General features: G+C 57.7%; 3 protein-coding genes and 1 pseudogene. All 4 read right to left on the bottom strand.

What is annotated here, in order from left to right; genetic code table 11:
• Position 1 precedes the first annotated feature (1 nt).
• A pseudogene (locus TU81_RS29125) lies at positions 2-2,454 on the bottom strand (DUF637 domain-containing protein); the annotation flags it as partial.
• A 75-nt stretch (positions 2,455-2,529) separates the two neighbouring features.
• The gene (locus TU81_RS31125; RefSeq protein WP_390176089.1) at positions 2,530-2,643 is read right to left on the bottom strand and encodes a glycohydrolase toxin TNT-related protein; all 114 of its coding nucleotides are present in this window, start codon (positions 2,641-2,643) and stop codon (positions 2,530-2,532) included.
• 67 nt (positions 2,644-2,710) lie between these two features.
• Positions 2,711-2,953 carry a hypothetical protein gene (locus TU81_RS14370; RefSeq protein WP_048395720.1) on the bottom strand — a complete coding sequence of 81 codons (243 nt, stop codon included), beginning with the start codon at positions 2,951-2,953 and terminating at the stop codon, positions 2,711-2,713.
• On the bottom strand, positions 2,953-14,529 hold the full coding sequence (locus TU81_RS14365) for a two-partner secretion domain-containing protein (protein WP_053078297.1): 11,577 nt from the start codon (positions 14,527-14,529) through the stop codon (positions 2,953-2,955). Before TU81_RS14365 ends, TU81_RS14370 begins: the two co-directional genes overlap by 1 nt.
• Between the last annotated feature and the right edge of the window lie 233 nt (positions 14,530-14,762).

The raw sequence follows: 14,762 nt of genomic DNA, 5'->3' as shown, positions 1-14,762 counted from the left end.
ATCACTCTCCTTTCAGCCTGATTTTGACTATCGTTTTTTTAATTCCGGCAATATCTAGCGATGCCGTCGGTTCGTTCGTTGATGTTGACTTTGGATAAAACCTGTAGGTCCTATCCCCCTTCACCAGAATTGATACCGTACCATCCTTCGAAAACGACTTGGTGTAACCATTGAATTCAAGCATTTTAATTGCTTCCGCAGGCGTCGTTTGAGCTTCAATTTGGCCTGAGCTATTCCGTGTGAGTTTTTTCCCGAATTCGATAGATGTCGAAGGTGGTGAGCTCTTACCAATGAGCAAGATACCTACTGCCGTCTGGAGTTCAGTCATCAGCGTTGCTCGCTCGTTCAGAGAAAGCGGCTGTCCAGCGGCTTGGTCCATCCAACTGGTCTCCTTGACCCATTGATCGACACCGGCCAACTCGGCAGGCGTCAGCCAGCCTTCCTTGAGATTCTTCGCAAAAGCCATTTGCTTATCCGAAGTAAACAGCGCTCCCCAACCATCAACACCCTGCGATGGAACGGCAATTGCCCCTGGATTCCCAGTAAGGAGCCCGGCCATATCGTAGGAAATATTACGCCGCAGGAAGTCCATCAGATCCTTGGCCACCGGTGCTTCCAGTAAAACAGCACTTTTCTGGATCGACTCTACACAAGCCCTGCTGTCACAGGCATTGATAGCCATCGAACGCTTGGTGGACAAGTCTTCGTATTGCGCAACAATCTCGCGAATGTTCTGCGCACTACAGCCCTCAGTAGCCCGACAGCCCTGAAGCTCTTTGAGTAGCCGTTCAGCAGAAGGGTGGTCGAGGTTGTTGTACTGCGTTGCGTTTGCCGTCACTGCAGCGGCGGCAGACGCATCGCCTCCCGTAACGGCCGCCGTCAACACGCCGACCAGTTGAGACGCCGCCAGCAGCTTACTAACCCCTTGTTGGTACTCAAGGCTATTTTTGTCGACCCCGACCGGTAACAACTTGTCAGCCAAGAAGTCCACAACCGCTTCATTTGCCCCCGCAGCCAGAGCCCCCGTACGGAAGTCGCCCCCCATGGCCTCAGCCATCAGGCCGCCGAGAGCAGCGTGCATCGCGAGTTTCGTCAACTTGCCGTTTTCAAACAGGGTTACATCGCCAATTTTATTGGCCCCGATTGCTCCGGCAATACTGATCCCGGCCCCCAGCGTCGCGTCGACCAGATTATCCGTCAGGCTACCGCCCATAATTGCCGTCTTGGCAACCGTGTCGGCTGCAATCTTAATGGCTACGGCCTTGATACCCGCCGAGTCGAACGTCAACTTCGTAGGGTTAAAGCCGAATTGTGCTGCAATGCCTGCGGTGGCACCTGCAAGCACATAACCTTTGAGGTTTTCAGAAGAGAAGACGTCTTTGAAGGTTGCTCCTATATTGCCTTTGTTGTTGATCGTGCTGACGGCCGCGGTGCTTGCCATGGAGGTCAAAACGCCCGTCGCAATCACATTACCCAGTCCAGCGGCAGTAGCCGAAGTGGCAGCAGCAGTGGCTGTTGCTGCGGTGGCTGCAGAAGCGGCTGCCATGGTTCCACCGGCAGTGGCTCCCATCGCGGTACTGGCAGAAGCCACCGCAGCGCTTGCCGCCCCGGCTGTCAACACAGTGACAATAATAATGATCGCCAACATCGCGCCCTGACCGAGGCTCGAACTGCTGTATTTGAACGACTCGTGGGTTTCCTTGATCAGACGCCAGTCCACATCACCGCGCTTCTCCGCTTCCTTGAGCCACGCAAGTTGCGGATCTGCCTGCACCATTGCATCGATGGTCTGGCTGACCGATTTCTGGTTGATCTGTTTAATATCGATGTTCAGACCATCCACGGCTTTGATGGATCGCCCTGAGCCACCAATTGACTTTGCCGCAGGGTCTCGTCGGTATTGCCTTTGCCCGACATTGAGTTCCAGGACAGGCTGGTATCACTTTTCTCGTGGCTCTCCTGATGCAGGTCCTTCACGCCCTCAAACGTGATCGCGCCTCCACTGCTAATGGTCAGGTCATTACCGCTGTCGAGCTTGGCAGCCTGGTAATGTTGATCGCCGCCACTGGCGAGCACCATATTGCCGCCGGAGGTGATTTCGCTGCCGATGTTCTTCACATCGGTGACTTCATCGCGCTTGGTTTTCTTCGAGCCGAAGGAGCCTTTTTTCTTCTTGTCGTATAGCGAGTAGTCGCTGTCTTGCGCGGCGAGAATGTCGAGGTTGTCACCCGCTACCAGATACGCCTCGTCGCCCGCGGTAATGCCGCTGGAGACCACGGCGAGATTATCACCGGCACTCAATGCCACATCGCCGCCGGCCGTGATACCCGACATGACCTGGCTGACGTGATCTTCCTGCCTTGTGAGCTTTTTGCTCTTGGACAGGGAGTGTTCCTCATCCGCGGCAGAGCTGATGATCATGTTCTCGGTCGCAGCCATCGCGATGTCGCGCTTGGGAAAATCGGGGACAGACCACTTTTAAATCGAAAGAGCACGGCCCGACTTCAGAAAAACGTGGTCTGTCCCCGTTTACCCTACCAACTCATCAATGCTCATAGGCAATTGGTACTGAGTCCCCATTCCAGGCTTTCCAAACCAAGGAGCTGCGCTTACAGAGTTTACCTCTGGGTGTAATAAGGGAATTGTAATAAGGGGACAGATTTATTTTCTGGACAAACCAGACAAATAAATCCGCCCCCTTTCTCTTCCTCTATTCGAATTCTTTATTCCTTAATTCAGCTATTAGAAAAACTTGGGCGCGGGCAGATAGCTCTTCCCATTGAGAAATGCTTAACACCACATTTTTTTTGCTCGGATAAAAGGTAAATTCAATGACCCCTTTCTCAGAAATCCCGACATCCATAAAAGGCTCATTTTCGCCTTTAAAACAAACACACAAGTAAGGAAAAAAACTATTTATATCCCCTACTTTTTCAAATTCGAGCTGTTTCATCAGTTCTTGACTCCACGGAAGCCGATAAATTTCCCATCCAGCCCCCAACTCGCCGCCCTGCCGTTCGGCAATGTGTAGGTCACCCATCCAGCTGGATACCTCCCACTCACACCAGTGGTTTTGACCCCGCCTCGTAGAACATCTCTAATCGAATTTTCTGCAAGCTCATTCAATTGAGCATCACTCCTGTAAACCTTACGCAGTGCTGCCGTATCCTCAAAGCCAAAATACTCCGGATGCTTTGTGACCGCCCGACCGGCGTTGGAAATAACCTGACCCGCCTTGAATGGCTGCATCGTGGCATCTATCAGGTCAACCGAAAGCTTCCCTTCAGCATAAGCATAGGCTGCAGCGGCTTTGTCTGCTGCACCTATGCCTCCCGAGATGCCACCCAGCACACCACCTGCGGCACCGGACTCCTGCCAGAATGTTTGTTTCCAGGGGTCATAGGCCACACGGTCGTCGGCGTGATTGATGTCTTGGAAGTGCTCAATAATATCCCGTTCTTCAGAGCTTAATTTGGAAGTTCCAAGCAGCCAGTCCAAGGACGCAGAGCCGGATTGAGCATCCGCAAGTTGATCTGCACACGCCGTTTCCCCGCTTTTTTTGCAATCGTAGAGCGATACGCCGGTTTTGCTGTCACTAATTACTTGGTATTTGCTTTTTACATTTGCTCGGCAGGCAGCTGGATCAGGGTTGTAGCGGCAGCCAATCAGCTCGCCTTCGAGTTTCTCGACTTCGACGTGCCCTAAATAGTTATTGGCTGTAGCTTGACCCGTTACCCAGCCGGCAACCTCTTGATCTTTCTCGCTTCCTCCAGCCGCCGCGGCGATAGTCATGCCGAGCAACTGCGAAGTCATCGCCAAGACTTGTTCGTGTACCGGCCCCGGAAAGACTTTTTCCCCTACCGCGCTCACAAAAGCTTCGTTAGCGCCTGCTGCCAGAGCGGCTGTTCGGAAGTCGCCACCTGCCGCCTCGGCAATCAATCCTCCCACCAGGGCATGGACGGCAATTTTCGTGGGGAGCCCCTCAAAAATCAGCTTGTCGCCGATAGATTGATAGAGCGACGCAGTCAGATAGTTCGCCGCTAACTCAATCCCGCCCTCGACCAAGTTGTCTTTGAAACTGCCCCCTTTCAATCCCGCCGTTACTACCATTCGGATTGGGATACTGTTCCCCGCAAGTGCTCCTGTGAGTGTCGCCTGTGCTATTGCCTTCAACGATTCAGCGGACAACATCTCCTGGGTCACAGCGAACAAGTTGCCTTTGTTGTTGACCGTACTGATGGCTGCTTGACTGACGGCAGCCTGGAATCCCGCAGAAGCGGCGTACCCCGCAACGGTTCCCAACGCAGAGGCTGTGCTTGCCGATGCGCCAGCAGCCGCTGCAGCACTGCTTGCCGAACTTGCCGCAGCACCGGCGACACCCGACGCTGCCCCTGCCGTCAGTACCGTCACAATGATGACAATTGCCAGCATCGCCCCTTGGCCAAGACTGGAATTGCTGTATTTGAAGGACTCATGGACTTCCTTCACTTGCCGCCAATCTACATCTCCGCGCTTCTCGGCCTCTTTGAGCCAGGCCAGCTGCGGATCTGCCTTGACCATTGCATCAATGGTCTGGCTTACGGTTTGCTGATTGATTTGCTTGACGTCCACATGCAGGCCGTCAACCGCTTTTATAATCAGGTCACCTTGGGCAACCAACTGGGTCTGTCGCAAGGTTTCATCTGTATGGCCTTTACCCTTCATCGAGTTCCAGGCCAGGCTCGTATTGCTCTTTTCGTGACTCTCCTGACTAAGATCCTTAACCGCTTCAAAGGTAATGGAGCCGCCACTTTGTAGGATCAGATCATTGCCACTATTAAGCTTCGCTGCTTGATAACGCTGGTCGCCGCCACTAATCAGCGTCAAGTCACTATTGGTCGTTATCTGGCTGCCGATGTTTGTGACTTTGGTGACTTCATCACGCTTTGTTTGTTTTTTGCCCCAGCTCCCCTTTTTCTTTTTGTCGTATAACGAATAGTCCGTGTCTTGAGCCGCCAATAAGTCAATATTGTTCCCGGCCACCAAGTAGGCTTCATCGCCCGCGCTAATACGACTGGAGATCAGTGCCAAATCCTTGCCTGCATTCAACGACACACTGCCACCTGCCGTGATGTCAGTCATGACTTGGCTGACATGATCTTCCTGTACCGTGAGTTTTTTGCTTTTGGACAAAGAATGTTCTTCATCCGCCGCAGAGCTGATGATCAGATTTTCGGTCGCAGACATGGCGATATCGCGCTTGGCTTCAATCTGGCTAGCAATAGCGGTGATATCACGTCCTGCTTGGGCCGACAGATCGCGCCCGGCACTCAGGCTTGCACCTAACTGAGTGATGTCGCTGCGATTATGTTTGCTGTCCTGGACCAAACTATTGGTGACTTGCACAGATGAAACGTTGACGTCCCGACCTGCATTCAGATTCATGTCACGACCGCTTTGCAGTACACCTCCGGCAATATTGATGTCCTTACCTGCCCATACACCAAGATCGTTGGCGGCCTCAATACGCGCTGCGTTATTGGCGTAGTCGTGATGCTGGGTGCCAAAACGGGTGCTGCGGTCTGACGACGTGATGGTCCGCTCGTTGAGCACATCACCTCTGGTCGCCGTCACACTCACATCGCGACCAGCAAGAATGCCACCCGACTTGTTGATGACGTCATTACCCGCCAGCACATCCAGACGATTACCCGCCTGAATCAGCCCGCTGTTTACCAAGTCCTTACCCGCCGTCGCCGACAGGTTATTGGTCGCACGCAACGTCCCGACGTTATCCAGATTCCGACCGGCGATCAGCGTTACGTCGTTGCCCGCAATCAGCGCACCGGTCGGGCCAAGGCGACCTTCTGCCTGCGCCAGATACAGCACCGGCACCAGCACTTTCTCGCCGTTCACTTCGTGCTCTTCGAGCCAGACGATGTCGTGGGTCAGGGCCGCGACTTGTTGCGAGGTGAGGCTGACACCCATCGACAGATTGAGTGCGTCCTTGCTGGCAATGGCGTTGTTCATCAAGTACTTGAACAGGCCTTCGTCGGTGGTCTGGCCGTCGATGTAGCGCTGGCCGGTGCGAGCGACGACCGCTTGCTGGATCAGGCGCTGTTCGTAGAGGCCGTCGCCCAAGCGTTTGGCGCTGGTGTCCGAATCGTAGCCGAGGTTACCCAGCAGGTAATCCGAACTCATGAACTGCTTGAGGTTGGTGAGTACCGGATTGGTTTCGATCAGGTATTTGTGGCCGTTGGCCGGCGCTTTCACGTCCGGCAGACCGGTGACGCGAGTCACGGGACGACTGTCGACCGAGGTCTTGATGTCGTCGCCGCGTCCACCCGTGCGGGGACCGACCGAGGTCACGGAAGCGTCGAGTGTGCTGGCAACGCCCGCAGTCACCGTCGGTGTGCGCCTGGCAGGGAGTACGGCGCGGTCACTGCTGGAGACGGCCGCCGGGGCGTCTACCAGCAAGCTGCGCGGACCACCGCTGGAAGCGGCGGTCACGTGTCTCTGGGTGCTGACGCTTTCACCGCCCACCGTCCAACCCGGCGGATGCACTGTGCCTGCAACCGGCGCCAGATCACTCGTGTCCTGAGTACTCAGCCGAAACAGGCCGTTCTCCCCGGTGGGAAGACTGAAGCCCGGTAATGTCAGCGGGTTGACTTGCTGCTGGGCAAGATCGGGGGGCAGTTGACTATTGAGCCTTATGACCGTGGTGCCGGTACCGCTGGCCTTGGTATCCGCGACTTTATTGGTGCCACCGGTGGAACCGTAGTCCTGATGGATGACACTGTTCTGCAGTTCCTGGGCAGCCGTGATCGAGACGTTGCCGCCGGCCTGGATGACGGCATTACGTCCGGCGGTGACGCTTCCACCATCACGCGCCGTTTCAATGTCACTGACCAAGGTGTAGTTCTGCAAACCGGTCGGCAGTTCCACCAGGTTGTTGCGATCGTATTGGGATTGCGGGCTGGTAGAGCCGTAGGAATAACCCGAGAGAGTATTGGTCACCAACTTATCCGTGACGGTGTCCTTGACCACGACCATTTCGATCCTGCCACCCTCCCGGCCACCCTCCGGGCGGCTGCTAGACGAAGCGGTACCTAAACTAAAACCTCCAGAACCGTCGATGTAGTAAACGTTCGGGAAATCCGGGTTGTTACGCTGGTTGTATGCCACCACCTGCGGCATGAAACGACCGACCGTGCCGTCGGTGACGCGGCCGGACCGATAGATGCGCGTGCGTTCGATATTGCCGCTGACGGCACCAATATTTTTCAGGTTGTTGGCATTGATGGTGATGTTGCCGGTCGCACTGACGGTGCTTTTGCTATTGAGGAAATCGCCCCCGTTGAAGACAAAGTCGCGCCCTGCGGTCAACAAGGCAGAGGCCGTGGTGTCGTTGTCCTGCCCGCCTTCGAAGACTTCCCGGGCAATGTAATTGACGTCGTAGTGGTCGCCACTGCAATCGCCGCATTGCACCGCAAGGAAACCGGAAACCAGGGTACGCGACAGGCCAAAGTTCTGGGTACCGTCGTCGCCCGAAGTACGGTTGGCGAAGGAGCCAGCGTTGAGTGTGAACGTGCCGCCGCTCTCCATGGAACCGGAGATGTTTGAGACTTGGGTGGCTTGGGCCGCCCCGCCGAATCCTTTGACGACGACATTGCCCAGACCGTACAAATCACCGTTCTGGTTAGTGAAGTTGCCAACGCTCAGCGTCATGTCCGCGCCGCTGAAAATCAGCCCGCGATCGTTGAGCAGCGACGGAGTTTTGAGGTCGAGGTTTTGAGCGGAACCCAGCGTTCCGTAGTTGACAAGACTGCCGGCTTCGACGGTCAGGCCGGCGTTGGAAGTCAACCGCCCGGCGTTGGTCAGCTGTCCGCCGATTTTGATCGTGGAGTCACCACCACCGGCAATGCTTGAGGCAGCAGTCAGGTTTAGCTGCGCCGCCGTCAGGTAAATGCCGCCAACACTCGACATCCGCCCGTTGCCGCTGTAACTGCCGCCCAACTGCATATCCACGACGCCATCGCTGGCAATCAACCCATCGTTGGTCCAGTTACCACCACGAGCTTGTAAGTAGTCAGAGGCCAACAGCTTGCCACTGGCGGTCTGACTGAAGTTACCGACGTTGACGTTCAAGCGCCCGGCCTGGATGACGCTGGAGTTGATCCAGGTATCAGCATTCAGATCCAGCGTGCCGCCGGTAGTGATGCTGCCCCCGGCGCCAATGACGTTGGCGGTGGAGATATCAAACTTGCCGCGCCCCACATGATTGAGTTGGCCTCCGGCATTCAGAAAGCTGCCAACGGCCAGGGTCATGTCGGTGTTGGCGGTCTCGAGCACGCCATTACGGTTATCCAGCAAACCACCAATCTGGAAGCTGGTCTTGCCGGCATTGCCCAGGGAGCGAAGCCGGCCCGTCTGGTTATCGACGCTAGCCGCTTTGACGGTCAGCGTGGTGTCGCTTTCAACGATACCGGCACGGTTGCTCAGGGCGCCGCTGAGGCTGAGGTCGATGCGGTTACCGGCAATCTGCCCATTACCGTTGTCCAGACTGGTGCCGGTCACGCCGACCAGGCCCTTGGCGTAGAGCACGCCATTGCGGTTGTCGAACGCGGCGGTGGTGATGCTCGCGTCAGTGGCTTGCGCCGAGATCCGCCCGCCGTTGTTGTCCAGGCCGGCCAGTGCCGACAGCGTCAGACCCTGGGCTTGAATGATTCCGCCCTGGCGGTTGTTGTTGAGGTCGTAACCGTTGCGCAACACGCCGACGGCTCGCGCTTCGAGGGCGCCTTTGATGCTCGACAGCACGCCGCCACGGTTGTCGATGTTGGCGGCGTCGACCTTCACGACACCGTCTTGGGCAATGACTTTGCCGCTCTGGTTATCGAGGTCGCCGCTGACGTCGAGGGTCAAGCCATTCTGGCTCTGAATCGCGCCTTTGCCGTTGGCCAGGCTGGCTGCTTGTAAGTTCAGGCCGGCGTTCTGGCTGTAGATCAAACCATTGGTGTTGTTGCGTACCGCGCCGCTGGCGGTGATCTGCAAAGCGTCCTTGGCGGCGATGGTGCCGTTGTTGCTGTTGTCCAACGAACCGGTCAGAAGGGTCAGCGTGCTTTGGCTGGCGAGTTGGCCGTTCTGGTTAGCGAGGTCGGTAACGCCCTTGATCAGCACCGGACCGGCGCCGACCAGTTTGCCGCTGGTATTGGTCAATGCGTTGCCGAGCAGATCCAGCGTCACTGCGCCATTACCGGCGATGCTCCCGGCCGTGTTGTCCAGGCCCGTGCCCGTGACATTGATCACCTCTTGCGCGTCGATCGTGCCGCCCGCGTTGCTCAATGCGCCGGCGGTGATATTCAGTGTGGCGCCGCTGTCGATCAAGCCACCCTGGTTGTTGTTGAGAGACTCGCCCAAGGTAAGGGTCTGTCCTGCCGCGCTGCTGAGGATGCCTTTGTTACTGTTGTCCAGACTCTTTGATTTGACGCTCAGGCTGCCCTGGCTGACCAATGCCCCGGCATTGCTGTTGAGCAAGGCGCCCTTGAGGTCCACGGCAACATCACCGTTGCGACTCGAGAGTGTGCCGTTATCGCGGTTATCGAGGCTGTCACCATTGACGGTCAGGCCCTGCCAACCGGAGATCAGTCCCTTCTGGTTGATCAGGCTGGTGCCGTTGACCGTCAGTAGCTGACTGCTGATCAGCTTGCCAGCGCTGTTATCCACGGCGCGGGCAATCACATCGAAACCGAGGTTGCTGGAGATTTCCCCGTTCTGGTTGTTGAGATCGCGCAGGCGCTTGAGGGTCAGTGGCCCCTTGGCCGTGAGCACGCCGTTGCGATTGTCGAAATCGCCGTTGGCCAGCTCCACGGTGACGGCTTTTTCGCCAAGCAGGCGACCGCCGTCTTGGGTCAGGGACGTCAGGGTCAGGCCGATATCGCCCTTGGCCGAGACTTCGCCATCGTTGCTGGAGTCCAGGCTAGTGGCGGTCAGGGTCAGTTTGCCCTGGCTGTTGATCAACCCGCTATCGCGGTTGTTCAGCGCCATGGCATTGAGGATGACGGCGCTGGAGCCAAGCACCGTGCCGCTCTGGTTATTGAATTCGGCGCTACCGATTTTGAGTAGCTTGGCCGCGTTGATCAGACCCTTGGCATCGTTGCGCAACAAACCATCCACGGTCAGTTCGAGATCGCCGCGACTGGTCAGGCTGCCGCCGCTGTTGTTCAGGCTGGCGGCACGCACGTCGAGGGACGCCGCGCCGATCAGGCCTTTGACGTTGTCCAGCGCGTTGGCGATGCGCAGGGTCAGGCCCTGATTGCTCAGTAATTTGCCATTGCTGTTGTCCAAGCTTTGCGCCGTCAGCGTGAAGGCTTCGGCGCTGGAGATTTCACCGCCCTGATTGTTGACGCCCTTGAGTTGTTTGAGCAGCAAGGTACCGGGAGCATTGATCAGGCCGTTCTGGTTATTCAGTTGGCCGTTGTTCAGGTCCAGGCTGAGGCTGGTGTTGCTGAACAACTTGCCGCCCTGCTGATCCAGCCCGGTGACCGAAGCGGTCAAGGCGCCTTGGCTGCCGATACGGCCGTCGTCCTGGTTGGTGACCTGGCCCGCGACGAGGTTCAGGGTACTGGCGCTGTTGAGTCGGCCGCCTTGGCTGTTATCGAACGCGCCGGTGGTGACCGTCACCGCGCCTTTGCCGCTGATGTTGCCTTGCTCGTGGTTGTCGAGGCTGGCGCTGATGAGCGTGAGCGCGCCATCGGTGACCACAGTACCGCCTTGGTTGCTGACGCTGCCGTCGCTGGTGAGCTTCAGATCGGCTGCGCTGGAAAGACTGCCCTGGGTGTTGGTCAGTTGCGTGGTTTTGACGGTCAGCGCACCTTCGCTGCTGACCTGGCCCAGGCTGTTGTCGAACGCGCCGGTCAGGTTCAAGTGCATGTTCTGCACGCTGAGCAGATTGCCGCCGCTGTTATCCAGCAAACGCCCTTGCAGGTTCAGCGCGGTGGTGGCGCTAAGCAGGCCTTTGTTGCGGTTGAGCAATTGGTCCACGGTAAGGGTCAGCGCCTGACCGGTAAAAACCTGACCGCCATCGCTGCTGTCGAGTTTTGTACCGGTGACCGACAAATCGGCGTTGGTGCTGATTTCACCGCCACGGTTATCGAGGTCATCGACCGTCAGGGTCATGGCTTTGGTGGAACCCAGCAGACCTTTTTCGCGGTTGTCGAGGGTATCGGCGGTCAGCTTGAGCACACCGGTGGCGATCAATTTGCCTTTCTGGTTATTCAGGGTTTTGGCCTGAACGGTGGCGTCGGCCTTGCCGGCAACGTCGCCGCCAAAGTTGTCCAGGGTGTCGGCGGTGAGCAACAGTTCACCGTCAGCGATGACCGCGCCTTTTTGGTTATCCAGCGTGTTGTCGGTGGTGAGTTCCAGCCGGCCACGGCTGCTGATCAAGCCTTCACTGTTGTTGAGGCTGTCGCTGTGGCTATCGAGGGACGCGGCGGAAATCACGCCTTTGAGGTTGTTCAGGGCTTGTGCGATGCGCAGGGTCAGACCCTGATTGCTCAGCAACTTGCCGTTACTGTTGTCCAGGTTCTGAGCGGCCAGTTTGAAGGCTTGAGCGCTGGAGATTTCACCGCTCTGGTTGTTGACGTCCTTGAGGTTTTTCAACATCAGCAACGGCGCGTTGATCAGACCACCTTGGTTGTTCAGTTGACCGTTGTTCAGGTCCAGGCTCACGCTGGCTTGACTGAACAGTTCACCGCCCTGCTGGTCGAGCCCGGTAACCGAGGCGGTCAACGCTTGCTGGCTGGCAATGCGTCCGGTGGCGTTATTGACCTGCTTGGCGGTGAGCTCCAGGGTGGCGCCGCTGATGAGGCGACCGCCCTGACTGTTATCAACGTTGCCGGTGATGACTTGGGTGGTGTCTTTGCCGGATATCAGGCCTTTCTGGCTGTTATCCAGGCTAACGCTGTCAAGGGTCAGGGTGTTGTCGGTGCTGATCGAACCGCCCAGATTGAGCAAGGCGCCACGACTGGTGACAGACAACGCACCGGCACTGCCCAGGCTGCCGGCGCTGTTGTCGAGGCTGGCCGCGTTGACGGTCAACGCTCCTTCGCTGCTGATCAGCCCTTGGCCATTGAGCAAGGCATCGTCGAGGGTGATCACCAAATCCTTGAGGCTGTCGAAGGTGCCGCCGGTATTGTCCAGCGTGGTACCGGTCAACGTCGTCGCACCCTTGGCGACGATCAGGCCTTTATTCTGGTTGATCAGTTTGGCAACGACCATTTGCAAATCGGTAGCGGCCAGTATTTTCCCGCCTTCGCTGTTATCCAGGCGCTGACCTTTGATGTTCAGCAACAGGCTGCTGGAGAGTTCGCCTGCACGATTATCGATGTCGTCGACCTTCAGGGTCAGCGCTTTGGTGGTGCCGATCAGGCCGCCATTGCTGTTATCGAGGGTTGTGCCGGTCAGGCTCAGGTTGCCTTGGGCGACCAATGCCCCGCCTTGTTGTTGCAGCAGGCCAATGGTGGCGGTGAGGTCACCTTGGCTGGAGATCCGCCCGGCCGCGTTTTGCACTTCATCGGCGTCGAGGGTGACCGGGCCGACAGCACTGAGCAAGCCGCCACTGTTGTCCAGGCGAGTACCGTCATAGGAGATACCGGCCTTGCCACTGATCAAGCCTTTGTCACGGTTATCCAGTTGGCCAACTTGCAATTTCAGCTGTTTGTCGGTCTGGATCACCCCACCGCGGTTATCAGCAGAATCGCTGATCAAAGTCAGCGTGTCTTTACCGCTGACTGTGCCACCGCGGTTGTCGAGTTTGCCCGTGCGTACATCGATGGCGCCCTTGGCGCTGATTTCACCCGCGTTCTGGTTATCCAGCAAATCGCTGATGCGCGCGGTGAGGCTGCCGTCGCTGACCACCACCCCGGCGTCGCGGTTGTCGAGGCTGGCGGCTTTGAGATCCACGCTCCTGCCCGAACCCAATACACCGTCGCGGTTATCCAGGGCGCCGCTGAGGTCGATATTCAAACCCAGGTCGCCCAGGACCTGACCACTGCGGTTGTTCAGTGTGGTCGCGTTGAGCCGGGTGATGCCGGCACTGGAAATCTCGCCATTGCTGTTGTTCAACTGAGCAATCGTGCCCGTCAAATTGCCCGTGCTGTTGATCACCCCCTTGGTGTTAAGGACCTGATTGGCCGTTACGTTCAGCGTGCCGCTGCTCAACACCCGGCCATTGTTCTGGTTGTCCAGGGTCCCGGCGGTGATGTTGGCTGTTTGCGCGGCGCTCAGCGTGCCGCCTTGGTTGCTCAGGGTCTGACTGGTGTTGACCGTCAGATTACGGCTAGCGATAACGCTTTTGCCGCTGTTGTTGAGGTTCTGTGCGCTCAGGCTCACATCGCCCGTGGCGTTGCGGCTGGTGTCGGCGTTGACTCCGGCCTCGATGACGCCGTTGTTGGTCAGTACACCGCCGGCGCTCAGGGTGATGCTGTCTCTGGCGGCGAGGGTTTGCTGGTTGGTCAGGTTGCCTTGGGTTTGCACGTTGACGGCCGTGCCGGCGTAGACCGGGCCGCGCGCATCGAGGCTGGCGGCTTTGACATTGACTGCGCCGTTCGTGGCCGAGGTGTCGACCAGACTCAAGTGCCCGTTGGCATCCAGCTGGATATCGCCACCGCTGGCGATCAGTTTGCCGTCGAGTTTCACCCCGACCCCGGCCTCGGTACCGACCAGTTTGATCGCCCCGGCGTACATGCCACCGAGGGCCGAAGAGTCGATGGCCAGTTGCGGTTTGGCGCTGCCGTCATTGGCACGGGCGGTGGCGTTGAGGCTGTCGGCGTTGACGTCGTTGCGACCGGCAACGATGGTCAGGTTCCTGGCCTGAATCTCGGCGTTGATCTTGGCGCTGCGGGTGATGATTTCGAAGCGGTCGACGTTGCTGGCATTCAGCCCGGCGCCGTCGATGGCGACGCTGCCCTGGTCGACCTGGAAGCGATCCAGCCGACCGTTGTCCAGCACCGGTTTGCCGGTGGTCAAGGTCACGCGCGGGGTGTTGATGAAGCCGCAGCCGTTGCAGCTGATGCCGTAGGGGTTAGCGACGATCACCCGCGCCGACTGCCCCGCCACTTCGGTGTAACCGCGCAACTGACTCGGGCTGCCGCCAACCACTTCGTTGAGGATGGTTTGTGCCGCGACCCCGTTGGTCAGGTTCGGGTTGCCGATAATGATCCCGCCCAATTGCGTCGCGCCGGTCTGGTTGGCGACGTTGTTGAGGATCACGCCCTGGGTGCCGACGTTGTAATCGTGAAACTGGTTATGCGACAGGCCGCTGCCGTTGGGCGTAGCGATCTGGACAATCGGCACACCGTTGCCCGCCTGCCCGAGGCTGGTGCCCGGCGTGGCCACCACGATGCCGTCGGCCTGCGCCCACATCGGTTGCCAGAACATGACGTTGGCCAACAAAAACGCCAAACCACGCTTGGGCATGCCCCAGAAATGCTCACGGTTTTTGACCGCAGCAGAGGGCTGGCCAGCGAGGAAGGCGTAGTGGCGAACGTCCATGTCAAAAGGTCTCGTTGCGAACGATAAGGGTGGGTGAGCAATTCACAGACACAGCCGTCCCGACACGGCAGACGCTGGGGGCGTTTGCAGAGCGAATACGTCATAAGGGGATAAATGCGCGCTTGGGTCAGAAGGTCCAAAGCGTGGCGTAAACGACCATTGCATTAGCGTGCGGATGGTCTGTTCGGTCCCTCGAAACGGCAAAGTGATATCAATGTGATGGCGCGATGTTA

Source organism: Pseudomonas lini, from assembly GCF_001042905.1.
GTDB lineage: Bacteria > Pseudomonadota > Gammaproteobacteria > Pseudomonadales > Pseudomonadaceae > Aquipseudomonas > Aquipseudomonas lini.
This window is presented reverse-complemented; position numbering and strand designations above follow the sequence as displayed.

Excerpts from the sequence above, each read along its gene's own strand:
- TU81_RS14365 (WP_053078297.1), bottom strand. The coding sequence starts at position 14,529 with ATGGACGTTCGCCACTACGCCTTCCTCGCTGGCCAGCCCTCTGCTGCG.
- TU81_RS14370 (WP_048395720.1), bottom strand. The coding sequence starts at position 2,953 with ATGAAACAGCTCGAATTTGAAAAAGTAGGGGATATAAATAGTTTTTTT.